At 35.2% G+C, this 25,624-nt stretch carries 21 protein-coding genes and 1 pseudogene; 19 read left to right on the top strand and 3 right to left on the bottom strand.

The genetic code is table 11. The annotated features are described in order from the left end of the window. Window positions 1-43 precede the first annotated feature (43 nt). From BM203_RS03240 to BM203_RS03215, 6 genes are all read left to right on the top strand, one after another. Window positions 44-1,816 (top strand): oligopeptide ABC transporter substrate-binding protein, encoded by a 1,773-nt coding sequence (locus BM203_RS03240; RefSeq protein WP_090092726.1) that lies wholly within the window; start codon window positions 44-46, stop codon window positions 1,814-1,816. A gap of 144 nt (window positions 1,817-1,960) precedes the next feature. Next, window positions 1,961-3,730 carry an oligopeptide ABC transporter substrate-binding protein gene (locus BM203_RS03235; protein ID WP_090092724.1) on the top strand — a complete coding sequence of 590 codons (1,770 nt, stop codon included), beginning with the start codon at window positions 1,961-1,963 and terminating at the stop codon, window positions 3,728-3,730. Between the two features lie 138 nt (window positions 3,731-3,868). Beyond that, window positions 3,869-4,555, top strand: coding sequence for a ribonuclease III (rnc, locus tag BM203_RS03230; protein ID WP_090092722.1), 687 nt, complete (start codon window positions 3,869-3,871; stop codon window positions 4,553-4,555). Window positions 4,556-4,568: 13 nt separating this feature from the next. Beyond that, window positions 4,569-8,132 (top strand): chromosome segregation protein SMC, encoded by a 3,564-nt coding sequence (gene smc / locus BM203_RS03225; RefSeq protein ID WP_090092720.1) that lies wholly within the window; start codon window positions 4,569-4,571, stop codon window positions 8,130-8,132. A gap of 2 nt (window positions 8,133-8,134) precedes the next feature. Further along, complete coding sequence (gene ftsY, locus BM203_RS03220) at window positions 8,135-9,382, top strand: signal recognition particle-docking protein FtsY (RefSeq protein WP_090092718.1); 1,248 nt, start codon at window positions 8,135-8,137, stop codon at window positions 9,380-9,382. A gap of 24 nt (window positions 9,383-9,406) precedes the next feature. Next, complete coding sequence (locus BM203_RS03215) at window positions 9,407-10,831, top strand: C69 family dipeptidase (protein WP_090092716.1); 1,425 nt, start codon at window positions 9,407-9,409, stop codon at window positions 10,829-10,831. A gap of 142 nt (window positions 10,832-10,973) precedes the next feature. On the opposite strand, the gene BM203_RS03210 is transcribed toward BM203_RS03215, so the two are convergent. Then, the gene (locus tag BM203_RS03210) at window positions 10,974-12,401 is read right to left on the bottom strand and encodes an APC family permease (protein WP_165777869.1); all 1,428 of its coding nucleotides are present in this window, start codon (window positions 12,399-12,401) and stop codon (window positions 10,974-10,976) included. Window positions 12,402-12,671: 270 nt separating this feature from the next. Here BM203_RS03210 and ylxM point away from each other — a divergent pair, with 270 nt between their 5' ends. The 7 genes and pseudogenes from ylxM to BM203_RS03175 form a co-directional block, all read left to right on the top strand. Beyond that, on the top strand, window positions 12,672-13,013 hold the full coding sequence (ylxM, locus tag BM203_RS03205; protein ID WP_090092714.1) for a YlxM family DNA-binding protein: 342 nt from the start codon (window positions 12,672-12,674) through the stop codon (window positions 13,011-13,013). A gap of 3 nt (window positions 13,014-13,016) precedes the next feature. Further along, window positions 13,017-14,444: a signal recognition particle protein gene (gene ffh, locus BM203_RS03200; protein ID WP_090092713.1), complete on the top strand. Its 1,428-nt coding sequence runs from the start codon at window positions 13,017-13,019 to the stop codon at window positions 14,442-14,444. 82 nt (window positions 14,445-14,526) lie between these two features. After that, on the top strand, window positions 14,527-14,799 hold the full coding sequence (gene rpsP, locus BM203_RS03195) for a 30S ribosomal protein S16 (RefSeq protein WP_090092711.1): 273 nt from the start codon (window positions 14,527-14,529) through the stop codon (window positions 14,797-14,799). A 69-nt stretch (window positions 14,800-14,868) separates the two neighbouring features. Next, window positions 14,869-15,384, top strand: a complete 516-nt coding sequence (gene rimM, locus BM203_RS03190) for a ribosome maturation factor RimM (RefSeq protein WP_090092709.1) — start codon at window positions 14,869-14,871, stop codon at window positions 15,382-15,384. Next, window positions 15,374-16,099 carry a tRNA (guanosine(37)-N1)-methyltransferase TrmD gene (gene trmD, locus BM203_RS03185; RefSeq protein WP_090092708.1) on the top strand — a complete coding sequence of 242 codons (726 nt, stop codon included), beginning with the start codon at window positions 15,374-15,376 and terminating at the stop codon, window positions 16,097-16,099. Before rimM ends, trmD begins: the two co-directional genes overlap by 11 nt. A gap of 111 nt (window positions 16,100-16,210) precedes the next feature. Beyond that, complete coding sequence (gene rplS / locus BM203_RS03180) at window positions 16,211-16,558, top strand: 50S ribosomal protein L19 (protein ID WP_090092706.1); 348 nt, start codon at window positions 16,211-16,213, stop codon at window positions 16,556-16,558. A gap of 227 nt (window positions 16,559-16,785) precedes the next feature. After that, window positions 16,786-17,025 (top strand): annotated as a pseudogene (locus BM203_RS03175) (phosphorylase family protein); the annotation flags it as partial. A 255-nt stretch (window positions 17,026-17,280) separates the two neighbouring features. Here BM203_RS03175 and lexA read toward each other — a convergent pair. Then, the gene (gene lexA / locus BM203_RS03170; RefSeq protein WP_090092703.1) at window positions 17,281-17,904 is read right to left on the bottom strand and encodes a transcriptional repressor LexA; all 624 of its coding nucleotides are present in this window, start codon (window positions 17,902-17,904) and stop codon (window positions 17,281-17,283) included. 146 nt (window positions 17,905-18,050) lie between these two features. Here lexA and BM203_RS03165 point away from each other — a divergent pair, with 146 nt between their 5' ends. The 4 genes from BM203_RS03165 (at window position 18,051) to BM203_RS03150 (ending at window position 22,206) form a co-directional block, all read left to right on the top strand. Beyond that, entirely contained in the window at window positions 18,051-18,299 is a 249-nt protein-coding gene (locus tag BM203_RS03165; RefSeq protein WP_090092702.1) for a DUF896 domain-containing protein, read from the top strand. Between the two features lie 69 nt (window positions 18,300-18,368). Next, window positions 18,369-18,584, top strand: a complete 216-nt coding sequence (locus BM203_RS03160; RefSeq protein ID WP_090092700.1) for a YneF family protein — start codon at window positions 18,369-18,371, stop codon at window positions 18,582-18,584. A gap of 69 nt (window positions 18,585-18,653) precedes the next feature. Further along, on the top strand, window positions 18,654-20,408 hold the full coding sequence (locus BM203_RS03155) for an ABC transporter ATP-binding protein (RefSeq protein ID WP_090092698.1): 1,755 nt from the start codon (window positions 18,654-18,656) through the stop codon (window positions 20,406-20,408). Window position 20,409: 1 nt separating this feature from the next. Further along, window positions 20,410-22,206: an ABC transporter ATP-binding protein gene (locus tag BM203_RS03150; protein ID WP_090092954.1), complete on the top strand. Its 1,797-nt coding sequence runs from the start codon at window positions 20,410-20,412 to the stop codon at window positions 22,204-22,206. Window positions 22,207-22,243: 37 nt separating this feature from the next. On the opposite strand, the gene BM203_RS03145 is transcribed toward BM203_RS03150, so the two are convergent. Continuing rightward, entirely contained in the window at window positions 22,244-23,341 is a 1,098-nt protein-coding gene (locus tag BM203_RS03145) for a GntR family transcriptional regulator (protein WP_090092697.1), read from the bottom strand. A 377-nt stretch (window positions 23,342-23,718) separates the two neighbouring features. Here BM203_RS03145 and BM203_RS03140 point away from each other — a divergent pair, with 377 nt between their 5' ends. Beyond that, a complete protein-coding gene (locus tag BM203_RS03140) occupies window positions 23,719-25,320 on the top strand; it encodes a xylulokinase (protein WP_090092695.1) in 1,602 nt (533 codons plus the stop codon). Between the two features lie 3 nt (window positions 25,321-25,323). Further along, a partial coding sequence (locus BM203_RS03135; protein WP_208856619.1) for a class II aldolase/adducin family protein occupies window positions 25,324-25,624 on the top strand: 301 nt, incomplete at its 3' end.

Raw genomic sequence — 25,624 nt, 5'->3', positions numbered from 1 at the left:
TCTAGAAACTTCAATCACTTTATATGTGAAGGAGTTGTCTATTATGAAAAAAAGAAATATTTTAAGTTCAATTGGACTTGTTAGTGCCGCTGCTTTGACTTTAGTAGCTTGTGGCAAAGGTGGCAATAATACTAGTAATGAGGGCGCTAAAACAGCAAGTAAGTTTCCTACAGAAACGGCTGTTAAGGATGCTAAGCAAGGTGGTACCTTAAAGGTAGCTGAAGAAACGGATACGCCATTTACTGGAATTTTTAATGAAGAATTACAAATGAGTCAGCCTGATGCCGATGTAATGAGTCCTGGATCGGAAACTCTCTTTGATACTGATGACCATTATAAAATCAATGACAAAGGAGCAGCGACTTTAAAACTTAACCGTCAAGCTAAAACAGTAACGATTACCGTTAAAAAGGGCGTAAAATGGTCAGATGGTAAGCAAGTTACTGCTAAGGACATTGAATATGCTTATGAAATTATTGCTAATAAGGGCACTAAGTCACAGCGTTATTCATCCCAATTTAATATTATCAATGGAATGGCTGAATACCATGAAGGTAAGGCAAAAACAATTTCCGGAATTGAAATGCCTGATGGTGAAAATGGAAGAACTGTAGTTTTACATTGTAAAGAATTAAAACCGGGTATGACTAACAGTGGTAATGGTTTTATTTGGGAAGCGGCAGCGCCATATCACTATTTAAAAGACATTCCTTTCGATAAATTAGAATCTTCTGATAAGATTAGAAAAAATCCACTATTTTTCGGGCCATTTCAAGTCCAAAAAATTGTGCGTGGTCAATCAGTAACTTGGGTACCGAACAAGTACTATTGGCGTGGTAAACCAAAGCTAGATAAGATTATCTATCAAGTAGTGTCACCTAATTCAGCTTCACAAGCAATTAAGAGTCATAAATTTGATGTAGCACGTGTTGTAAATAGTCAATGGAAACAAGTCAAAGATACTAAGGATGTAGATTTTGTGGCCCAAGTTCCACTAGGCTACCGGTATGTGGCTTTTAAAGTTGGTAAATGGGATGCTAAAAAATCTAAGAACGTTATGAATCCAAAGGCCAAGATGGGTGATAAGAACTTGCGTCAGGCCATGGCTTATGCGATGAATACGGATCAAGTATATAAGCATTATACAGATGGGTTAAGTTTCCAAATTCCTACCTTAATTCCAGCCCAATTTGGTGATTACTTTGATAAGAGTAACAAAGGTTATACTTATAACCTTAAGAAAGCCAATGAAATCTTAGATAAAGCTGGATATAAGAAGAAGGGTAAATGGCGTACAACGCCAAATGGCAAACCATTAACCATTAACTTTATGGCAATGTCTGGTAATGCCATTCAAGAGCCAATTGTGCAAAATTATATCCAACAATGGAATAAGATTGGCTTGAATGTTAAGTTGGTTGGTGGTCGTTTAACTGAGTTCAATTCCTTCTATGATAAAGTACAGCATGATGATCCTAAGGTTGATATGTTTATGGCTGGCTGGAGTCTATCAAGTGAGCCATCACAAAATCAAATGTATAGTGAAGGAACAATGTCAAACTATTCTAGATTTGTTACACCAGAAAATAACAAGTTAATTGCAGAAATGGATTCACAAAAGGCCTTTGATCATAAATATCGGGTGGAAAAATTCCATGAATGGCAAAAATACATGGTTGATCAAGCTTATGTCGTGCCAACTTATAATGAATACCAGATAGATGCAGTAAACAATAAGTTAACTGGCTACTCTTTGAAACCATCAAAAACTAATAATGGTCATCCATTATGGTACCAAGTTGCGTATACTAAGTAATTTACGGTTAATAAAGGAAACTCGAGCAATGCTCGAGTTTTTTTGTTTGCAAAATTATAATAAAAAGTTGAAAAATTAACATTAAGTGATAATATTAAATTAAAAGATTATAAAATATTAAATAATGAAGGAGTAACTTCAATTATGAACAAAATAAAAATATTAGGTTCAATTGGACTTATCAGTACTGCTACCTTAACTCTGGCAGCTTGTGGCAAGGGCAATGGTACTAATAGTGAGGGGGCCAAAACGGCGAGTAAGTTTCCTGTAGAAACACCGATTAAGGATACTAAGCAAGGTGGTACCTTAAAAGTGGCTGAGGAAATGGACACCCCATTTACCGGTATTTTTAATGAAGAATTACAAATGAGTCAGCCTGATGCTGATGTAATGAGTCCTGGTCAAGAGTCCTTGTTTGACACTGATGATCATTATAAAATCAATGACAAAGGAGCAGCGACTTTAAGACTGAACCGTAAAGCTAAGACAGTAACAATCACCGTTAAAAAGGGCGTAAAATGGTCAGATGGTAAGCAAGTTACTGCTAAGGACATTGAATATGCTTATGAAATTATTGCAAATAAGGGTACTAAATCTGAAAGATACTCATCACAATTTAATATAATTGAAGGCTTAAAAGAATACCACGAAGGCAAGGCAAAAACAATTTCTGGAATTGAAATGCCTGACGGTGAAAACGGGAGAACTGTTATTATTCATTGCAAGGAATTAAAACCAGGAATGGCATATGTAGGTAATGGATATATCTGGGAAAATGCAGCCCCGTATCACTATTTAAAGGATATTCCGTTTACTAAATTAGAGTCTTCTGATAAAATTCGCAAAAAGCCTTTACTTTTTGGTCCATTCCAAGTCCAAAAAGTTGTGCGTGGTCAATCAGTAACTTGGGTACCGAACAAGTACTATTGGCGTGGTAAACCAAAGCTAGATAAGATTATCTATCAAGTAGTGTCACCTAATTCAGCTTCACAAGCAATTAAAAGTCATAAATTTGATATTGCGCGGGTGGTAAATAACCAGTGGAAGCAAGTTAAAGATACTAAAGAGGTAAACTTTATTGCCGAAATTCCTTTAGCATATTACTATTTGGGTTTCAAAGTTGGTAAATGGGATACAAAAAATTCTAAGAACGTTATGAATCCAAAGGCCAAGATGGGTGATAAGAACTTGCGTCAGGCTATGGCTTATGCGATGAATACGGATCAAGTATATAAGCATTATACAGATGGGTTGAGTTTCCAAATCCCTACCTTAATACCAGCCCAGTATGGCGACTACTTTGATAAAAATAATAAAGGTTATACTTATAACCTTAAAAAAGCCAATGAAATCTTAGATAAAGCTGGATATAAGAAGAAGGGTAAATGGCGCACAATGCCCAGTGGTAAACCGTTGACTATTAATTTTGCAGCTAAGTCCGGTGATGCCATTCAAGAGCCAATTGTGCAAAATTATATCCAACAATGGAATAAGATTGGCTTGAATGTTAAGTTGGTTGGCGGTCGTTTAACTGAGTTCAATTCCTTCTATGATAAAGTACAGCATGATGCCCCGGGAATTGATGTTTACATGGCGGGTTGGACTTTATCAGATGAACCATCGCAGGCTCAGCTGTATAGTGAAGGAACTATGCAAAATTATTCTAGATTCGTTACACCGGAAAATAACAAGTTAATTGCAGAAATGGATTCACAAAAGGCCTTTGATCATAAATATCGGGTGGAAAAATTCCATGAATGGCAAAAATATATGGTTGATCAAGCTTATGTCGTACCAACTTATAATCAATATAATATTGATGCAGTAAACAGCAAGTTAACAGGTTACTCATTAAAGCCGTCAAAAATTAATTATGATCATCCAATGTGGTTCAATGTAGGTTTTGTTAAGTAAATAAAGTTGGGGCATTTTTATAATTTAGAAAAAGCGATTTATTAGTTAAGAAAACTATTGCATAAATGTTGTAATAGTTTTCTTTTTTATTTTAGGTACCAAAAACTGGTATAATTTATAAAGAAAGGAATTTATAAGATGGTCAGTTCGAAATTTATTAATCAATTAGCAGAAAAATATAAAATTAAGTTTAATAATAAAAAATTATTAGAAGAAGCTTTCACACATTCATCCTATGCCAATGAGCATCCTGAAAGTGGGATTCGGGATTATGAAAAATTAGAATTTTTAGGGGATGCAGTGTTAGAATTAGCTATTTCCAATTACTTATATCGTAATTTTACAAGTTTAAATGAGGGCGAATTAACACGAATGCGTTCAAACATTGTAGACACCGAGGGCTTTGCTGAATTTGCATATAAATTCGGCTTTCCTGCTGAAATAAATCTGGGTCGTGGTGAAGAAAAAGCGAGTGCCAGATCACGCAAAACTTTGTTAGAAGATGTTTTTGAAGCTTTTAATGGGGCACTTTTTCTTGATCAAGGAATGGATGCTGTAGAACATTTTCTAAGTTTAACTGTTTATCCGCTAATTGATGCGGGTAAATTTGATGCTTCTCGTGATTATAAAACTGATTTGCAAGAATTTTTACAACAAGATGGACCCGTTAAAATTGAATATACAGTACTAAAAGAAGAACAAACTCCCTCACGCTTTACTGTTCAATTAAAAGCGGATGGTCATGTTTTAGCGCAAGGGCAAGGGCATAATAAGAAAACAGCCGAGCAGGATGCAGCAAGAGCTGCTTTAGCTAGACTTAATTAGGGGGGATAAATTTGTGCCATTAACGGAACTTATTATTGATGGTTTTAAATCATTTGCCGAAAAAACAACGATTAAATTCGATACGGGAATTACTGGCATTGTTGGTCCTAACGGCAGTGGGAAAAGTAATATTACTGAGGCCATCCGTTGGGTAATGGGTGAAACAAGTGCAAAATCACTACGTGGTTCTAATATGAAAGATGTTATTTTTGCTGGTAGTGAGTTTCGCAAATCAGCTAGTTATGCTCAAGTTTCCTTGATTTTTGATAATCAACAGCATGATTTGAATTTTGAAGCAAATAGGGTGATCGTTACCAGAAGAATTTTGCGTTCAGGTGATAGTGAATATTTAATTAATAAACGTAATGTACGTCAACGCGATATCCGTGATTTATTTATGGACTTAGGTGTGTCACAAGACAGTTTAGCCATTATTTCTCAAGGACGAGTTGATCAAATTTTAAATTCGCGCCCCGAAAATCGGCGTGGCTTGTTTGAAGAAGCAGCTGGTATTTTATCTTTTAAAAAGCAAAAAGAGCAAGCGAATCTTCAATTAGAGCAAACAACTGATAATTTAATTAGAATTAATGATTTGGTTAAAGAGCTAGAGCAAAGAATTGAGCCTTTAGAAGAGCAAAGTTCTCTTGCAAAAGAATATCAGTTTCAAAAGAATGGTCTCGATAAAGAACTAAAAACATTACTAGCTTTTGAAATTGAAAATATCGATAGTCAAAAACATTTGCTTCAGAAAAAGGCTAAACAAAATCAAGTTCTTTTGTCAAAGCTTGACCGAGAAGTAAAAGAATCTCAGAATGCGTTAGCTGCTAAAAGAAATGAATATAAGCAAATTAATGATCAACGTGAACAAATTCAAAATGAATTACTGGCTTTGACAAAGAAACTTTCTGATATTAATACTAATTTACAAGTGGCTGAACAGAGTAAACAATACACTGAAGCAACGAAAAAGGAATATCAGTCTGAATTAGCAAATTTAAAAAAATCAGTTAAAAGTTGTCAGGTAGACTATGCGAACTTAAGCAAAACAGAACAGGATTTGAAACAACAATTAAAGGAATTAAATGCTAAAAGGACCGAACTAACATATCGCTTGCAGCAAGATCCAGCTCAAATGAATAAAGATTTAGAGCAATTGCGTGCGCAATACATTCAATTGTTACAAGAGCAAACCTCAAATAATAATGAAATTGTTTATCTTAATTCAGAATTAAAAAGAACTAGCGATGATAGTACATATCAAAATGATGATGTGACTGATCAATTAATAAAGGGAACAAGTGAGCTAGAAAGACTCAGTAGTGAAGGAAAAGCTTTAAAAGAAAAACTTCAAGCGGCGCAAAAGCAGCTATCTGCTTTAAATGATCAACAGGCTGAGAGTAAAAGTAAATTAGAGCGTTTACGCCAGGTATTAAATGATAACAGTCAGCGATACAGCCAAGTTTGTGCTCGCTATGAAGCTTTAGAAAATATTCGTAAACGTCATGAAGGGTATTACTTTGGAGTCAAAAATGTTTTAAATAATTTAGACAAGTATCCTGGTGTTATTGGCGCAGTAGGTGAGTTAATCTCTTTTCCAGTTGAATTAGAAGCAGCAATGGCAACTGCTCTAGGGGGAGGTGTTCAGGACCTTGTGACTACGACCAATGTTAGTGCAAGAGATGCAATTAATCAATTAAAAAGAAGTCATGCGGGACGGGCGACATTTTTGCCTTTAGACGGACTAAATAATCATGCAATCCCAACTTCAGTCGTCAGGCTGATGGAATCATATACTGGCTTTCAAGGAATAGCAAGTGAGCTAGTAACAAGTACTACCAAGCAAGATATTAGTGCAGCAATTAATTATCTTTTAGCAAGTACAATAATTGTAGATACAATTGATCACGCAATGCAATTGCGGCAACAAATCTCGCGGTATCGCATAGTGACCCTTGATGGAGATGTGATTTCTCCTGGTGGGTCAATGACTGGGGGAGCCCGCAATCAAAAAAGCAATTCCCCCTTACAAACGGTTACTGAACTTAATCAGTTAAAAGTAACAATGGATATGTTGAAGGAGCAATTAGCAAAAAATCAAGCTGATTTTGCAGTATTATCGGTAACAAATGAATCTTTAGCTCAAGAAATTAGTCAGCTAGAGGCCCAAAAGCAAAAATGTAGTCAAGACTTGAATGAAGCAGTACTTTCATATCAAAATCAAGAAAAGGAAGTAAAGCGGCTTAAAGCGGCTAAAAAATTATTTGAAGCTCGTCAAGAAGAACGAGCACAGCAAAGAATAGATATTAAAGAAAAGCTTAATATTGCCGAAAAGCAAAAGGTAAAATTAATTAAAAAAATCCATCAACAAAAAGTTGAAATTGAAAAAACTCAGGACAAGATAAAAAACTTTACCGAATTAAATCAAGAAGTTCAAGCTAAGCTAGCCGAAGTAGATCCACAAATCGCTGTTTTTAGCAATAAGTTAGAAAATTTATCTAAACAACAAGAAGAAAAGCAGCATGATTTAACCCATCACCAAAAGCAAATTAGCGTATTAACTAAAAAGTTAGAGACAATCATTCAAAGTGGCGCAGTAGATCAAGATAAAAAGCAGCAAATGAAAATTGAAAAAGAGCAGAGCACTCTGCAGCAAACTAAACTGCAAGAGCAATTAAATAGTTTGAGTTCTCATTTGGGACAATTTGATGCAAAAATTAACCAACTTGATCAAGTAGCTAGCCGAAATTATGACTTACGTAAAGACGCGGCAGGAGAGCAAGAAGATCTTTCAGTTCAAATCGCTCAATTAAATAGTAAAATTGATCAGTGTCTTGGTCAGCTTAGTGAGGATTATGCTTTAACTTATGAAGCAGCATTGGCTCAAGCTGAAGGTGAAAATGATGCAACTACTAGGGAACAACTGCAAAAAAGTGTTAAACTTCATCAAATGTCAATTGCAGAAATTGGTCCAGTTAATTTAAAATCTATTGAGGAATATGATGAAGTTAAAAAACGTTATGATTTTCTTAATAATCAGCAAAATGATTTGTTAAAGGGCCGTGATAATTTGCGTCAATCAATGGCGGAACTAGATCAAGAAGTTTCAACTAGGTTTAATCAGACCTTTACAGCAGTTGCTAAAAGTTTTGCTACTCTTTTTCCAGTTGTGTTTGGGGGAGGAAATGCTAAGCTTGTTTTAACCAACCCAGATGATTTATTAACTACTGGAGTTGAAATAGTAGCCCAGCCACCAGGTAAGAAATTACAGCAACTTAGCTTATTATCTGGTGGAGAACGAGCTTTAACAGCTATTACGTTGCTATTTGCAATGTTAAAGGTTAAACCGGTTCCTTTTTGTGTATTAGATGAAGTTGAAGCGGCACTTGATGATGCCAATGTGACTCGTTTTGCACAGTTTTTAGAAAAATACGATATGCACACGCAATTTATTGTTATTACTCATCGGCGTGGTACCATGGAACGTGCTGATCAATTATATGGAGTTGTAATGCAAGAATCTGGCGTTTCACAAGTTTTGTCAGTTTCATTAAAAGAATTAAAAAATGAGGTAAATTAGGATTGGGATTATTCAATAAAATCAAAAAGTCACTGTTTGGTAATAATGATGACGAAAAAAATAAAGAAAAGCCGACTAATACGGTAGTAGATGTTGAAGCTGATGATGCTTTGTCATCTGTGAATGATGATCAAGCTAAACAAGCTCTTGATAACGAAAAGAAAAAGGTAAATGCCAAAAAAGAAGCTGATTTTAAAACAGCTACTGCTATTTCAGACTCAGCGGTAAAAGAGAGTACAATCACAACAAAAACGGATGCTGAAGCAAATCTTGATCCGAGTACGGCACAAATACCAGCAAGTGAATATAACGCTGCTAATAATGCTGACTTATACGAAAAGGGACTTGAAAAAACTAACAAAGGTTTTGGTGCGCGTTTAAATAAATTTTTTGCCCAATTTCGAACTGTAGATGAAGATTTTTTTGATGACTTAGAAGAACTATTAATCGAATCGGATGTGGGCTATGAAACAGCTGAAAATCTAACAAATGAGTTGCGTGATGAAGCAAAATTACAAAAAGCTAAATCACGTGATGATTTAAAGAAAGTAATTGTTGAGAAGTTAGTCGATCTTTATGACCAAAATGGTGATAGCGAAAATGAGCAGTTACGTGTACACGATGATGGACAGCTTAACATTTATCTTTTTGTTGGTGTAAATGGTGCAGGCAAGACTACTACCATTGGTAAATTAGCTAAGCGCTTCAAAGACGAGGGCAAAACAGTTGTACTAGCTGCTGCTGATACTTTTAGGGCAGGTGCTGTTGAGCAACTTGTTGAATGGGGCAAACGAGTTGATGCGCCAGTTGTAACCGGTAAAGATCAAGCTGATCCTGCTTCGGTAGTCTTTGACGCAACTGCAAAAGCAATTAAAGAGCAAGCAGACTATTTGTTGGTTGATACGGCGGGGCGTCTACAAAATAAGAAGAATCTGATGAATGAGCTAGAAAAAATTGAACGGACTATAAAAAAGTTAGCGCCTAATGAACCAACTGAAACTTTACTAGTTTTAGATGGCTCAACTGGACAAAATGCACTTTTGCAGGCAAAAGATTTTGATAAAACGACCAAATTAACGGGTTTAGTTTTAACTAAGTTAGATGGTTCATCTAAAGGGGGAGTAGTGTTAGCAATTAGAAATGAAATGAAATTGCCGGTTAAATTAGTTGGCCTAGGAGAAAAAGCTAGTGACTTAGCAGATTTTGATGCCGCTAATTATGCGGTTGGACTTTTCCATGACTTAGTTTAAGATAGAATAAAAAGGAGATATTTTATGAAAGAATATAGCGCTTGTACAACAATTTTAGTTGGTAAAAAGGCATCTGTTGATGGATCAACCATGATTGCTAGAAATGATGATACTTTTAGGCCAATTACCCCTCAGAAATTTATCATTGAACCAGCTGCTAAAAAAGAAAAGGGACGCAAGATTAAGTCATGGCTTAATAATTTTGCAATGGATTTGCCAGAAGATGCTCAAGCTGTACCAGCGGTTCCTAACGTGGATTATAAAAATCGTGGCTATTATGATGAAAGTGGTATTAACCAAGAAAATGTGGCAATGTCATGTACTGAATCAACCTATGGTAACGAACGCGCACTAGCCTTTGATCCATTAGTGAAGGATGGTCTTGATGAAGACTGTATGCAAACGGTTGTTTTACCTTATATTCATTCTGCTAGAAATGGAGTTGAATATTTAGGTAAATTAATTAAAAAATACGGCTCACCAGCTGGTAATTCTGTTTTATTTGGTGACAAAGATGAAATTTGGTATATGGAAATTGTTACTGGTCATCATTGGGTAGCCCAAAGAATTCCAGATGATGCTTATGCAGTTGCTGCTAACCGAGTTTCGATTGAACAAGTTGATTTTAATGATTCAGATAATTTCATGTGGAGTGAAGGCATTCAAGATTTTGTTACTAAGTACCACTTAAATGTTGATCACGAGGGTTGGAATTTCCGCCATATATTTGGTACATACAGCCAACAAGATCGCTACTATAACACCAACCGCGTTTGGTATGGACAGAAGTATTTTAATCCTGAAATTGAGCAAGATCCAACAGATGGCGATTTACCATTTATTCGTCGCGCTGCTAAAAAGATTACGCGTGAAGATATTGAATTTGTTTTGGGGAGTCATTATCAAAATACACCTTTTGATCCTTTTGGTAAGGGAACAGAAGAAGAAAAGCACCGTTTTCGCCCAATTGGGTTAAATAGAACCCAAAATGCGCATATTTTACAAATAAGAAATGATGTTCCAGCTGATAAAGCAGCAATTATGTGGCTATGTATTGGTGGACCAACTTTCACACCATTTGTTCCATTCTTTGCGAATATGAATGACACGGATCCATCATATAGCAATACTTCAATGGAATATAACATGAATGATGCATGGTGGTATTACAAATCTCTAGCAGTATTAGTAGAAAGTCACTATCCGCAATTTGTTCAATTAGATACTGACTATTTAAAGGAATTGAATCAATACTATCGCAGTCGTGTTAATGAAGTTATTATTGGTGCAGCTAATAAAAAGGGTGTAGAATTAACTGATTATTTGACTAAGGCTAATCAAGAAACAGTTGCCTATACGCGAAAGCAATCAGAAAAATTATGGGGTCAAATGATGATTGATTCGATTAATATGTCAAAATTGACTTTTAATATGGATGCTAATTTATAATTGATTTATTAGATTGGTGAAATTTAATAATTATAATAGTCTGCTGTTGCTAACTTAAGTACGATATTTAAATAATCCAGGATTATTCTGGGTTATTTTTTTATTTAAAAAAAGCTCTAACCTTTACGATTAGAGCTACTAATTATTTTCTTGCGGTAATAGTTGAATGATGAATACCATATAGGTAGTAGATTAATATACCAACAACTGTCCAAATCAGCATATATTGTTTAGCTTCATTATCTAAACCTAAAAATACAACGAGTGAGCCACTAAATGCTAAAAAAGGTAGTACGGGATAAAATGGCATCTTAAAAGATGGTTCAGCAATATCTTGACCTTCTCTTGGTCGCAATTTATAGATACCAATTGAAACAAACATAAAGGCAATTAACGTACCAGCGGAAACTAACTGTGTTAAAAATGAAAATGGGATAAATGCAGAAATAATAATTGCTACTAGTGATACTGCCCAGAGTGAACTGGCAGGGCGATGATCTTTGTTTAATTTTCCTAATTTTTTAGGTAACATTCCATCCCGACCAAAAGAGTATACTAACCGCGAACTTGCCATGCAAAGACCAATTAAAGCTGTAAACATCCCTAGAATTGCAATTGATTGCACAATAAGGGCAATTGTCGTATGACCAGTTTGACGTAAGGCATAACCGACTGGTTCGGCCGAGTTTAAGTACTTCTGATAAGGTACCATTCCTACTAATACTAGACTTACAGCAATAAATAATCCGACAGCTATTAATAAGGAGCCAATGATACCCCGAGGCATAGTCTTTTGAGGATTAACAGCTTCGGCGGAATTTGAAGCGATAGCATCAAAGCCCAAAAAAGATATATAGATCATTGATACTCCAGCATAAATTCCCTGCCAACCCCCAAATGGTCCATGGGCTGTCATGCGGTAATGTGGAATAAATGGCATAAAATTAGCTTTTCTAACCACAGTTAAACCGACAAAGACAAATAATAAAATTGCCATTACTTTAACCACTACTAAGGCATTTTCGACTTTTGATGCTTTTGATACCCCAAAACTAACTAAAATAGCCGATAGCAAAATGGCAACCAAAGCCACTAAGTCAAATATTCCACCCTTAACTCCTAGTGGATTGGCTAAGGCAGTAGGTAATTTCCAGCCCAGTGGAGTAACCAGTGCGCGTAGATTAGCTGATAAGCCCGAACTAATAAAAGCCATACCAATTAAGTATTCTGCTAAGAGCGCCCAGCCTGATATCCACCCCCAGAATTCCCCAAAAATGACATTAATCCATGAATAAACAGAACCTGCAAAAGGCATTGCTGCTGCCATTTCCGCATAAGCAAAAGCGACTAAACCAGCAACAATGGCTGCGAACAAGCAAGAAATAGCAACAGCAGGTCCTGTATGTAGAGCAGCTACTTCTCCTGGTAAAGTAAAAATAGAAGTTGATACGATTGTGCCTACCCCAAGAGCAAGAAAATCGCGTACCTTTAAAGTTCTAACTAGTTGGCCATCTTTTTGTTGATAGATACTAGGATCTTCTTTCCGGTTCATTGTTTTCCATAAATTCAATTTCATTTCTCCTTGATTTTAATAAAACAACCTCTGCACTATTACGGGTGAACTAAGCGTATTAGCACTGTAAATTGTATAAATAAAAAAGGGTACTAAGTTCAGCATGACTAAGCACCATCAATAAATTAATCTCTAATTATACTAGTGGTAATCATACCTATATTTAGCTTGAAAATCAAGTTTTGCCAAGTTTTACTTTACTAAATATAACTTTCAAGATCGTCATTTAACGGCATTTTTGCTATACTAATTCAAGGTGAAAAAGTAATGGATGAACTAGAAAAAAACGAAACAATAGGTGATTTATATGCCTATTATGGTAAGCTTTTAACAAAAAGTCAGCAGAATTATTTTGAAGATTATTATTACAATGATCTTTCTTTGAGTGAAATTGCGGCTAACCACCAGGTTTCGCGCCAGGCAGTTTATGATAATTTGCGGCGATGTCGCAAGCTTTTGTTTAACTATGAAGAAAAATTGCAAATGCAAAAAGAATATAATGAGATTGAGCAAGCATTAGCTAGTCTTAGTGAGATTGTTAAGCAAAAAAAGCAGGACCAAGCTTTAAGTTTAATCAATGATTTATTAGCAAAAATGAGAGGAGAATAATTCATGGCCTTTGAAAATTTAAGCGAACGAATTCAAAAAGCATTACGTAATTTAACCGGTAAAGGTAAAATTTCAGAAGAAGACATTAATGCAGCGAGTAGAGAGATTAGACTAGCTTTACTTGAAGCTGATGTTAATTTTAAAGTAGTAAAAGATTTTATTAAAAAAATCAAAAAAGAAGCGCTAGGTAAAGAAGTTCAAGAGAGTCTAAATCCAGGGCAACAAGTCATCAAAATAGTTAATGATGAATTGACCAAGATGATGGGTTCAAGTGCAACTACTCTGAATAAATCAAAGCATATTCCTACAATAATTATGATGGTTGGTTTACAGGGTACTGGTAAAACAACTACGGTTGGTAAATTAGCTAATCAACTAATTGAAAAAGAAAAAGCGCGGCCATTACTCATTGCTGGTGATATTTACCGTCCAGCAGCTATCGAACAATTGCAACAAATTGGTGCTGATTTAAAAGTACCAGTTTATAGTGAGCAGGATCAATCAGATGTAGCACAAATTGTCGCAAATGGATTGAAACAAGCAGAGCAAAACAAGAACGACTATGTGATTATCGATACTGCTGGTAGGTTGGAAATTGATGAGCCCTTAATGGAGGAGCTTGAACAAGTAAAAGAAATTGCCCAACCAGATAATATTTTGCTAGTTGTCGATGCAATGACAGGGCAAGTTGCTACTGACGTGGCAACTGGATTTGATAATCGGCTTGATATTACCGGCATTATCTTAACTAAGCTTGATGGAGATACCCGAGGTGGAGCAGCGCTTTCAATCAGAGCGGTGACTGGTAAGCCGATTATTTATACTGGACAGGGTGAAAAATTAACTGATTTAGAACAGTTTTATCCAGATCGGATGGCCTCACGAATCTTGGGAATGGGTGATATGCTCACTTTAATTGAGAAAGCCCAGCAAGACTATGATGCCAAAAAAGCAGCAGCTGTTGCAGCAAAAATGAAAGAAAATACTTTTGATTTCAATGATTTTGTTGATCAACTGGAGCAAGTTGAAAAGATGGGGCCACTTGATCAAATAGTCAAAATGATTCCAGGAATGGCTAATAATCCGCAATTAAAGAATATGAATTTTGATAAGAAACAAATTGTTTATGTTAAAGCAATTATTTCTTCAATGACTCAAGCAGAACGTGAAAATCCAGAATTACTTAACCCCAGTCGCAGAAGAAGAATTGCTGCCGGCTCTGGTCGTCCGATTGTAGAAGTAAATCGAATGATTAAGCAATTCAAACAAGCTCGCGAGATGATGAGTAAAATTACTAATGGTAATTTTAAAGGGATGGAAAATTTACCTGGGATGAATTCACCGATGGGACGCATGGCTATGAGACACATGGGTAAAAAGTTTAAAAAAAATAAAAAGAAACGAATGAAAGTTAAACGCTACCATTCTTAATCGCTATGTTAAGGAAAAACACTTTACACTTTTTAAAAAAAGTGCTATATTATAATCCGTAACTTTTAGGAGGAATAAATTTATGTCAGTTAAAATTCGTATGCGCCGTATGGGTGCTAAAAGAAAGCCTTTTTATAGAATAGTTGTTGCAGATTCAAGAATGCCACGTGATGGTCGTTTTATTGAAGAAGTAGGTTACTACAATCCTGTTTCAGAACCAAAAGAATTGAAACTTGACGAGGATAAGATTTTTGAATGGCTAAAGAAGGGTGCACAACCTTCTGACACAGTTCGTTCACTACTTTCAAGTGCCGGTTTAATGAAGAAGTTGCATGATTCAAAATTCAATAAATAATGAATTTGCCGGTTAAAAGTTTGAGGCCCCTTATGCTTCAAACTTTTTTCTTTTGAGTTAGGAGAAAAAATGCAATTTTACGATGTTGCAAAAATTTTAACTACCCATGGCTTAGCGGGAGAACTTAAAATCGCTTTAATTACCGATTTCCCACAGGAACGTTTTGTTGCGGGCAATAAATTATCCCTAAAAAATGACACTGATAGAACTTTAACAGTTAAAACTGCTAGACCATTTAAGCAATTTTGGCTAGTTCAATTTACCGAAATTGATACAATTGAAGCGGCAAAGCAGTTAATGGGTAAAATATTGGTAGTGAGTGAGCTTAATCAGCATCAACTACCTCCAGGTACATATTATTATCGTGATATTTTAGGTTGCCGTGTGCTTGATAATTTAACTGGTAATGATTTAGGGCAAATTACTGGCATTGAAGCCCCTGGTGCTAATGATGTGTGGGAAGTTACTGAAGATTCTGGGAATGAATACCTACTTCCTTATATTGATGAAGTAGTTAAACAAGTCGATATTACCAATAAACGAGTTTATGTTGAGTTACTGGAGGGTTTGCGCGATGCAGATTAACGTACTGACTCTTTTTCCAGATATGTTCACGCCCCTACAAACTTCGATGCTTGGTCGCGGACTTGAGGACAATAAGTGGCAATTAAATTTAGTCAATTTTCGTGATTTTACGGCTGATGTTCACCATCATGTTGATGATGCACCATATGGTGGCGGCGCCGGAATGGTCCTACAGATTATGCCAATTAAAAGGGCACTCGATTCCTTAAAAAACAAAGGGAAAGTAATCATTACAGCTCCGCAAGGAAAAATTTTTAATCAACAAGTTGCTCAAAATTGGGCACGTGAAGAAAATTTAACCTTTATTTGTGGTCATTATGAAGGTTTTGATCAACGGGTTTATGATATGGCTGATGAAGTGGTTTCAATCGGTGACTATGTTTTAACTGGTGGGGAACTGCCAACGATGAGTATGATTGATGCAACTATTCGCTTGTTACCTGGTATTTTAGGCAATGCTGCTTCACCGATTGATGAAAGTTTTTCTCATGGATTACTAGAGTACCCACAATATACCAGACCTGAAAATTTTGAAGGCATGAAAGTACCGGCAGTGTTAACTTCTGGTAACCATCAAAAAATTGCTGAATGGCGTCATAAAGAAGCATTGAAAGTGACTTATCTTAAAAGGCCGGACTTATTTGAAAAATATGTTATGACTACAGCCGAAAAAAAGATGTTAAGTGAAATTAAAGCTGAAATTAACAAAGCTTGATTTGCACTCAAGAATTTGCTAAGATAGTTCAGGTGCTATACAGGCACTAATAATTAGGGGTGTTCCGCTGGCGGAAGTAACGTTAATGAATGCCGAAGAAGGAGAAAAACAATGGATCCATTAATTCAAGAATTAACTAAAGAGCAATTACGTGATGATATTCCTGATTTTCGTGCAGGGGACACTATCCGTGTTCATGTACGTGTTGTTGAAGGTAGTCATGAACGTATTCAGATGTTTGAAGGCGTTGTAATTAAGCGTAAAGGCGCTGGTATTGCAGCTGCTTACACTGTTCGTAAGATTGCTTCTGGTGTTGGTGTTGAACGTACCTTCCCAGTTAATGATCCACGTGTAGCTAAAGTTGAAGTATTGCGTCATGGTCGTGTACGTCGTGCTAAGCTTTACTACTTACGTGAACGTCATGGTAAGTCTGCAAGAATTGCTGAGAAGCGTCGTTAATCAAATAAAAAATAGAACTGTCTTTAATTAAAGATAGCTCTATTTTTTTATGTTAAAATATTGCAAATATTATTTTAGCTAGAAGATTTTAAAGTGCGACAGCCATTTTTATTAGATTTTGACGCAAATCAATATGTTGTAATTAATCTAACCCATGAAGCTAAAAAACTTTTATTACCAAAAAGGAAATTGAGCAATTTTTGCTGTAACATGAACATTAGTTAAAAGGATTTTTTAGAGAAACTGCTCAAAAGGTAGAACAATTTAGAGAACTTGGTGCGGCTTGCGTTGAAATGGAATGTGCAGCCATGGCTGCGTGTGCACAATTTCGCCGAGTTGATTTTGCGCAGATCTTATTTACGGCAGATTCATTAAGTAATATTGAATGTCACAATGATAGGGGCTGGGGGCTGGATGCTCATGAAACTGTTCTCACCTTAGCGGCTAAGATAATTGCTGAATTTTAAGCAAAGTTTGTGAAAAATATGGTTGTGAAACCTATATGAAACATTGGCGTATTTCACAAAATAAAATAAATAAGTTGATATTAAAGCATTTATCAAAAAAATAACGCCAAAACTTTGTGAATCGAATAAATCTAATAGATGTGGAAAATTGGCATTACTTTTTGTTAGCCTTTTTTATAAAAAAACTACAAATATCAATTTAATTGCAGTTAGATATTTGTAGTTAAAAGTTATTGATTAGGCTTTTTAGCCAATTTAGAAAATGTTATTGCGATAAAGTCCAACCACTTTACCTAATATTTGTACTTTATCTAAAATAATTGGTGCCATATTGTCATTTTCAGGTTGAAGACGATAATGATCTTTTTCTTTATAAAAGCGTTTAACGGTTGCTTCATTTTCATCGGTCATAGCAACTACTATTTCACCATTAATTGCTGAACTTTGCTTGCGAACAATAACATTGTCACCGTTTAAAATGCCAGCATTAATCATACTTTCACCATGAATTTTTAGCATAAATAGGTTATCTGAATCATTAGCTAAATCTGGCGGAAGAGGAAAATAATCTTCGATATCTTCAACTGCTAAAATTGGTTCACCAGCGGTTACCACACCAACTATTGGAATTTCAGTAGCTTTAATGCCCAAAACTTTTTTACCTTGAGCGGTTACTTCTAAGGCACGTGGTTTAGTAGCATCTTTAAGCAGGAGTCCCTTTCGTTCAAGTCGTGTTAAGTGACCATGAACAGTTGAAGTAGATGATAGTCCTACTTCATGGCAAATTTCGCGCACAGTAGGCGGGAAGCCACGCTTTTGGACAGTATCATAGATATATTGGAGAATTTGCAGTTGTTTAGGATTTTGCTTGGTAGTCATAAATACGCTCCTATAGTAATGACAATTATCTTAAATTAAGTTTATTTTAGCAGATATTAGGGTTATGTGCAAACAAATGTTCTAAATGCTTAGACTTTTTTTATAGTTAAAAATAAGGTAGACTTTTTTATTGAGAGGTGCAAAGAATGACAAAAGACAAAGAAAAAAAGATGGTTGACCGAATCAATGAACTTTATCATAAGAAAAAGGCTGAAGGTTTAACTGCTGAGGAAGAAAAAGAACGAGAAAAATTACACCAAGAATTTATCAAAAACTTTCGGGCTAGTTTTAAGCAAGATGTCGAAAATTTGGTAATACTTGATAAAGATGGTAAAGAAGTTACTTCTGAAAAAGCTAAAGCGATTCAACGGAAAAAAGGTTTAAGAAAAAATTAACTTTAGCCTTTAATTTTAAATGATTTTTAGGTAAGATATATTTATTGGACAAATTGAGGTGACTGTTTTATGAATTTAGGGTTAGAAATTTTTTTAATTATTATTGCACTACTAATTGGTCTTGTAGGAGGCTTCTATGGTGCAAGAACTTATATGAAGAAATATTTTAAAGATAATCCACCAATCAGTGAAGATATGATTGTTGCCATGATGTCACAAATGGGACAGAAACCTTCGGCTAAGAAGGTCAACCAAGTAATGAACATGATGAAACATCAAAAATAAATAATTTTACTAGATTGAAAAAGACGGGGTTTATCTCCGTCTTTTTGTATAAATAAAGTTAGGTGAATAATGAGTATATTTTATAAATTAAGTTGGTTCTTTAAACAGGAGAAAAAAAGGTACCTCATCGGTATCACATTTTTAATATTAACGTCTTTTGTCAATTTAGTCCCACCACGTATTTTAGGCTTAATGGCTGATCAATTAAATCGAGGGCATATTTCTTGGAGTGAATATACCTTACTGATTTTGACAATTGTTATTGCTGCTTTATTATTGTATAGTTTTCGCTATTTTTGGCGAAAGCAGATCTGGGGCGGTGCTGCAGAACTCGAGTTACAATTACGGTCAAAGCTATTTCGTCATTTTATGGAAATGGATCGGACTTTTTATCAAAGACATCGAACTGGTGATTTGATGGCTCATGCTACTAATGATGTTTCGGCAGTGCAAGAAGTGGCAGGTGAGGGGGTACTGACCCTAGTTGATTCTTTGGTCATGGGCTTATCTACCATGGCCGCTATGGTGACTTTTGTAAACTGGCGTTTGACAATAGTTGCTTTATTACCCTTACCATTTTTAGCTGTAGGGGCTTGGAAGTTAGGTGATAAACTACACGATTCGTTTGATAAATCTCAAGCAGCTTTTTCCCGTTTAAATAATAAGACGCAAGAATCAGTTTCTGGAATAAAAGTAATAAAAACTTTCGGTCAAGGAAAAGCTGATGCGGCAGCATTTAATTCTATGGTTGCTGATACAATTCAAATTAATAAACAAGTATTTAAGTGGGATTCAATGTTTGATCCCTTAAGTACCTTACTGATTGGCTTAACTTATGCTATAACTATCATTTATGGTGGGCTAATGGTGGTTAATCATTCATTATCAGTTGGTCAGCTAGTTTCCTTTATTGCTTATATTGGCAATATGGTTTGGCCCATGTTTGCAATTGGCTACCTTTTTAATATTTTAGAACGTGGCAGTGCTAGTTATGATCGGATTGAAAAATTACTAGCTGAAAATCCTGAAATTACAGATGATAAGGCTGACCCAAATTTATCTGCGACTGATATTACTGGCGATTTAGTATATCATATTAATTCTTTTGCCTATCCTGATGAACCTAATCTCCCCGTACTACATCATATTAATTTCACTTTAAAGACTGGGCAAACATTAGGCTTAGTCGGTAAAGTTGGAGCTGGTAAAACTTCAATCATTCAACTGCTTTTACGGGAGTTTGATAAGTACGATGGTCAAATTACATTGAATGGTTTAGATATTCGGCAAATTCCGTTAGAACTGTTATTAAAACAAATTTCTTACGTTCCACAGAATAATTATTTGTTTTCAACTAATATTCAAAATAATATTTCTTTTGCAAAAACGAACGCACAAAAAGCAGAAATTATTTCGGCTGCAAAAAAGAGTGATTTACATGAAGATATTATGCAAATGCCAAGAGATTATCAAACTATGGTAGGGGAAAATGGTATTTCGCTTTCTGGAGGACAAAAGCAGCGAATGTCAATTGCACGTGCTTTGGTTAAAAAAAGTCAAATATTAATTTTGGATGATGCTTTATCGGCCGTTGATGCCAGAACTGAGATGGCAATTTTAAAGTCTTTAAATCAAGAACGCAAAGACAAGACAACAGTGATTGCAACTCATCGCTTAACTTCAGTAATGCATGCTAACCTGATTTTAGTATTAAAAGATGGTCAAATTGTTGAGCGTGGAACTCATGACCAGTTATTAGCTGCTCATGGTTGGTATGCAGATATGTGGCAAAAACAAGAATTAGAAGAAAAGGCTGGTGAATAGTGTGGACGAACAAGAGACGAATCAATCTGTTTGGGCTCAAGAAATTCCGGTTAAAGAACAGTTAAAAATATTAAAACGATTACTTGGTTTTGTTTGGCGTTTTAAAAATGAAATTATTGTTGCTGGGATTGGTGCATTCTTAGTTAGTGCAATTAATATGCTGTTACCCTATGGATTACAGTTCTTTCTGGATAACTATCTAGTAAAAGCAGATGTTACAACACAGGTGATCATTTTTGCTGGTATATTATACGCTTTAGGCTCTATCGTTAAGGCAATATTGCAGTTTACTTATGAATATTTTTTTGCTTTAGGGTCAGAAAAATCATTAGAAGCTTTACGAACAGATCTTTATCAAAAATTGCATACTTTAGGAATGCGTTATTTTGATCAAACTCCTGCAGGCTCCATTGTGTCACGCGTAACCAATGATACAATGACTTTGAGCAATTTTCTGACAGTTTTAGCTAGTGTGGTTCTTTCATTTTTTTCAATTGTTTCTGCTTTAATCGCTATGTTTTCGACGAATACATTAGCTGGTTTTATTGTCCTTGCTTTTCTACCAATTTTATTATTGATTATTTGGCAGTATTCAAAAAGAAGTTCCAAGCTGTATCGTAATTATCGGGAACGCTTAAGCAGGATTAATACAAATTTAAATGAATCAATTGAAGGTGTTTCTCTTATTCAACAGTTCAAACAGGAAGAGAGAATGAGCCATCATTTTGAACAAGAAAATTCTAATTTGATGAGAACTAGATTCAGTATGATTACTCTTAATTCAATCTTACTTTCACCATTGACTAGTTTATTATATTCACTAGCCTTGGCATTGACGTTAATGTATTTTGGCTTTCCATTGCGGGAAACTTTTGTTCCAGCGGGAGTCGTTTATGCATTTTCGCAATATATTTCACAGTTTTTCAATCCAATAGCAACTTTAATGGATCAAATGACCTTTTTTCAGGATGGAATAGTTGCTGGTAAACGAATTTTCAAAATTTTAGATAATACTAATTATGAACCTGTGCAAAATGAACAATCAGGACTGACTATTAGGCAGGGGAAAATTGAATTTAAACATGTTAGTTTTTCTTATGATGGTCAAAATGAAATTTTACATGATATTTCCTTCACGGTTAATCCCGGAGAAACTTTAGGAATTGTTGGGCATACTGGATCAGGAAAAAGTTCAATTATTAATGTAATGATGCGTTTTTATGAATTTTATCAAGGTGAAATTTTAATAGATGGTGTAGATATTAGAAGGTATCCTAAAGCCGAACTTCGCCAGAAACTTGGACTTGTTTTACAAGAGCCTTTCATGTTTTATGGTGACATAAGTTCAAATATTAGATTATATAATGATAAAATTACAGACGACCAAATAAGAAAGGCGGCTAAGACCGTACAAGCAGATGATTTTATTAAAAAACTAAGTGGAGAATATCATGCAGAAGTTGGTGAAGGCGGTAGTGAATTTAGTCAAGGGCAGAGACAACTAATATCTTTTGCTAGGACTTTAGTTACAGATCCCAAAATTCTGGTCTTGGATGAAGCAACGGCAAATGTTGATACTGAAACTGAAACTTTAATTCAGAAGGGATTGAAAAGCTTACGCCAGGGACGTACTACTTTAGCAATTGCTCATAGATTGTCTACAATTGTTGATGCTAATCAAATAATTGTACTTGACGACGGCAAAATTGTTGAACGTGGTACTCATGATGAATTAATTAATCAACATGGTTACTATTATAATCTGTATACATTACAAAATAGACATAAGCAAAACTAAATAATTGTTTCGAAATCAAAAAGGCACTGATAATTTATCAGTGCCTTTTTGATTTCTTATTTTTAGGAGTGCAAACTGAATCACGTATTTGTAATTGTGGCTGATGCACAATTGAGGAAAATTTTTTACCTTTAATTAATGTTAGTATTCCCTTACCAGCTTCTTTTCCGACAAGAGTTCTTTGATAATTCATGGTGGTTAAACTAGGAGACAAATAAGTTGCAGAATCAAAATTATCAAAACCAACAACAGATATATCTTGCGGAATCTTGATATTTTTGTTTTTTAACTTATCAATGACTAAGACAGCAAGTTCGTCGTTATAACAGGCAATTGCTGTTGGCACTTGCTTACTTTTAAGATAAACATCAATTTTTTGACTAATAATTGAAAAGGAATCGTGGGAGTTATACATAATTAGATTACTATTAGTTAAATTGATATTGCTAGATTGGTATGCTGCAATAAAACCTTGCATGCGTTCAACGCCTTGGCAATCATCAATTTGAAATATTCCAAGGATGTTTTTGTGTCCCTGTTTAAGTAAATAAGTAATTAACTCTTTTTCCGATGCTCGATCAGAATTAGTAATGGCAGGAAAATCGAATTCAGCATATTTAGCATTAATAAATAATAATGGGATTTTACTTTTAGCAATTCGTCTATAAATATCTGAATTTGGGCAAGGTTTGGCACTCTCACTTGGTTCAACTATTAATCCAGCTACTTGGGAATCGAGCATTTTTATTAAATTAAATCGTTCTTTATCTGGATAATTATGAGTATTAGCTAGTAGCAAAGAATAACCAGCAGGCTCAATTACAGCATCAATTTGTGAGATGATTTTGGGAAAAATGTAATCTGCTATATGGGTGCAGATTAGCCCAATTATTTTACTTTTTGGATTAGCTTGCCATTTTTTGTTCCAATCTTGGATATACATTCCGCTACCTTGAACTTTATAAATTAAATGTTCGTTTTGTAGTTCAATTAAAGCCTTCCGTACTGAATAACGCGTGGATTGGAATCGTTGCATTAATTCATTTTCAGTTGGTAATTTTTGATTGGTTTTGAAGCTCCCTAAAGTTATTTCATTCCTGAGGGTTTCCGTAATAGCGATATAATCACTTTTCAAACTAATTCTCCTGAAATTTATTCGAATAAATATTTGATAATAATAGATAATCTTTATTTTTTAACTAAGATAATATCATGAATAAATAAAAATAGCAAAATTATCTACCTTGAAATGCTGATATATAAGTAAAAACTAAGTTAATTGACATACTAGGGTAAACAATGAATTATTTCTAATATTTTAGAAAAAAACATATAAAAGTTTTTGTGAAGTGAAAGTTAAGTAATATCAATAATTATAACCTATACAATAGTTAAAAATTATGCGAATGAATTTTTAAGGGTATTGAATACGATTAATAAAAAATATATTATGAAAGTGCTTTCTAGAAGGCAAACGTATAGAAAAATAAACCTAAGGAAAGAGGCTCTTAGATGACCATTGCTAAAATAGCACAACTAATTAAAAGTGGCCAAACAACGTTAGGGATTGAATTTGGCTCAACTCAGATTAAAGCTGTGTTAATTACACCAGACTTTCAGCCAATCGCTTCTGGTAGTTTTTTATGGGAAAACAGTTTACAAGATGGCATATGGACATATTCGCAAACAGAAATTTTAACGGGGCTAAAGCAAAGTTATGCACAATTAGCTGCTAATGTAAGTAGTAAATATCATGTTCCGATTAAAAAGCTTGCTTCAATTGGAATTAGTGCCATGATGCATGGCTATTTACCATTTGATCAAGCAGGTAAGTTATTAGTTCCGTTTAGAACATGGCGGAATACAATCACAAGCGATGCTGCTACTGAACTAACTGACTTATTTGATTTTAATATTCCTTTACGTTGGAGTATTGCACATTTATATCATGCAATTTTACATGATGAAGAACATGTTAAGCAGATTGCATATTTAACAACATTAGCTGGTTATGTCCATTGGCAGTTATCAGGTGAAAAAAATATTGGTGTAGGCGATGCTTCTGGAATGTTTCCAATTGATGCAGCTGGACAATTTGATCAAAGTTGCTTAAAAAAATTTAATACTTTGAAAAAAGTTCAAAAATACCCATGGAAAATTGAAGAAATTCTACCACATGTTTTAAAAGCCGGTGAGATTGCTGGACATTTGAGTGATGAAGGTGCTCACCTGCTTGATCCAACAGGGACTTTGCAGCCTGGTAGCGTCATGGCACCACCAGAAGGTGATGCTGGAACTGGGATGATTAGTACCAATAGTGTTCGCTTACGAACGGGTAATATATCAGTTGGAACATCAGAATTTTCAATGGTTGTTTTGGAAAAGCCACTGAAAAAAGTACACCGTGATATTGATATTGTGACTACACCAACTGGCGCACCTGTTGCTATGGTCCATATTAATAATTGCTCATCTGATATTAATGCTTGGGCACAGGTCTTTAGTGAATTTGCGGCTCGATTGGGTAAAAATATCACTGCAGACCAGCTATACAGTAAGTTGTTTTTAGATACTACCAAAGCTGATGCTGATGCTGGTGGTCTTGTAAATTACAGTTATCTTTCAGGTGAACCAATTACGCAAACGCAAGAGGGCAGGCCGCTCTTGCTTAGAACGCCAAGTAGTAATTTTACTCTAGCAAATTTGATGTTGGCTCAACTGTATTCAGCATTTGCTCCACTTAGAATTGGCATGGATATTCTTACTAAGGAAGAAGGAATCACGACTGATGTGATGATTGCTCAAGGTGGTCTTTTTAAAACACCAGTTGTGGGGCAACAAGTCTTATCTAATATGTTGAATTTACCAATTTCAATTATGACTAATGCTAGTGCTGGTGGTCCTTGGGGTATGGCAGTTTTAGCTCAATATGTGTTATCTGGTGCACAGGAATCGCTTGCAGATTATTTGGATACAAAAGTATTTGTTAAATCTGAAATTATGACATTGAGCCCAGAGACTGAAGGTGCAGAGGGTGCTGAAAAATATCTTGCACGTTTTCGAGAGGCATTGCCTTTGGAAAATCAAGCAACTGTCTTAAAAGATGAGGAATGAGTAATGCTAGAAAAATTAAAACAAGAAGTTTATGAAGCAAATATGCAGTTACCCCAATTGGGCTTGGTAACCTTTACCTGGGGTAATGTTTCCGGGATTGACCGCCAGCAAGGCTTATATGTGATTAAACCGTCAGGTGTTAGTTATGAAGAATTAACGCCAGCGGACTTAGTAGTCGTCAATCTTAAGGGTGAAGTAGTTGAAGGTCAGTTAAACCCTTCTTCCGATACTCCTACCCACACCTATTTGTACAACCATTTTCCTAAGATTGGCGGAATTGTCCATACTCATTCACCTTGGGCGG

This window comes from Lactobacillus bombicola (assembly GCF_900112665.1).
GTDB lineage: Bacteria > Bacillota > Bacilli > Lactobacillales > Lactobacillaceae > Lactobacillus > Lactobacillus bombicola.
Note: the sequence above shows the minus strand (reverse complement) of the source record. Positions and strands in the feature narration are given on the sequence as shown.

Coding starts and splice junctions, on each gene's coding strand:
- ylxM (WP_090092714.1), top strand. CDS start 12,672: ATGGATGAACTAGAAAAAAACGAAACAATAGGTGATTTATATGCCTAT.
- rpsP (WP_090092711.1), top strand. CDS start 14,527: ATGTCAGTTAAAATTCGTATGCGCCGTATGGGTGCTAAAAGAAAGCCT.
- BM203_RS03160 (WP_090092700.1), top strand. CDS start 18,369: ATGAATTTAGGGTTAGAAATTTTTTTAATTATTATTGCACTACTAATT.
- BM203_RS03140 (WP_090092695.1), top strand. CDS start 23,719: ATGACCATTGCTAAAATAGCACAACTAATTAAAAGTGGCCAAACAACG.
- BM203_RS03215 (WP_090092716.1), top strand. CDS start 9,407: ATGAAAGAATATAGCGCTTGTACAACAATTTTAGTTGGTAAAAAGGCA.
- BM203_RS03155 (WP_090092698.1), top strand. CDS start 18,654: ATGAGTATATTTTATAAATTAAGTTGGTTCTTTAAACAGGAGAAAAAA.
- trmD (WP_090092708.1), top strand. CDS start 15,374: ATGCAGATTAACGTACTGACTCTTTTTCCAGATATGTTCACGCCCCTA.
- rnc (WP_090092722.1), top strand. CDS start 3,869: ATGGTCAGTTCGAAATTTATTAATCAATTAGCAGAAAAATATAAAATT.
- rimM (WP_090092709.1), top strand. CDS start 14,869: ATGCAATTTTACGATGTTGCAAAAATTTTAACTACCCATGGCTTAGCG.
- BM203_RS03235 (WP_090092724.1), top strand. CDS start 1,961: ATGAACAAAATAAAAATATTAGGTTCAATTGGACTTATCAGTACTGCT.
- lexA (WP_090092703.1), bottom strand. CDS start 17,904: ATGACTACCAAGCAAAATCCTAAACAACTGCAAATTCTCCAATATATC.
- ffh (WP_090092713.1), top strand. CDS start 13,017: ATGGCCTTTGAAAATTTAAGCGAACGAATTCAAAAAGCATTACGTAAT.
- BM203_RS03165 (WP_090092702.1), top strand. CDS start 18,051: ATGACAAAAGACAAAGAAAAAAAGATGGTTGACCGAATCAATGAACTT.
- rplS (WP_090092706.1), top strand. CDS start 16,211: ATGGATCCATTAATTCAAGAATTAACTAAAGAGCAATTACGTGATGAT.
- BM203_RS03240 (WP_090092726.1), top strand. CDS start 44: ATGAAAAAAAGAAATATTTTAAGTTCAATTGGACTTGTTAGTGCCGCT.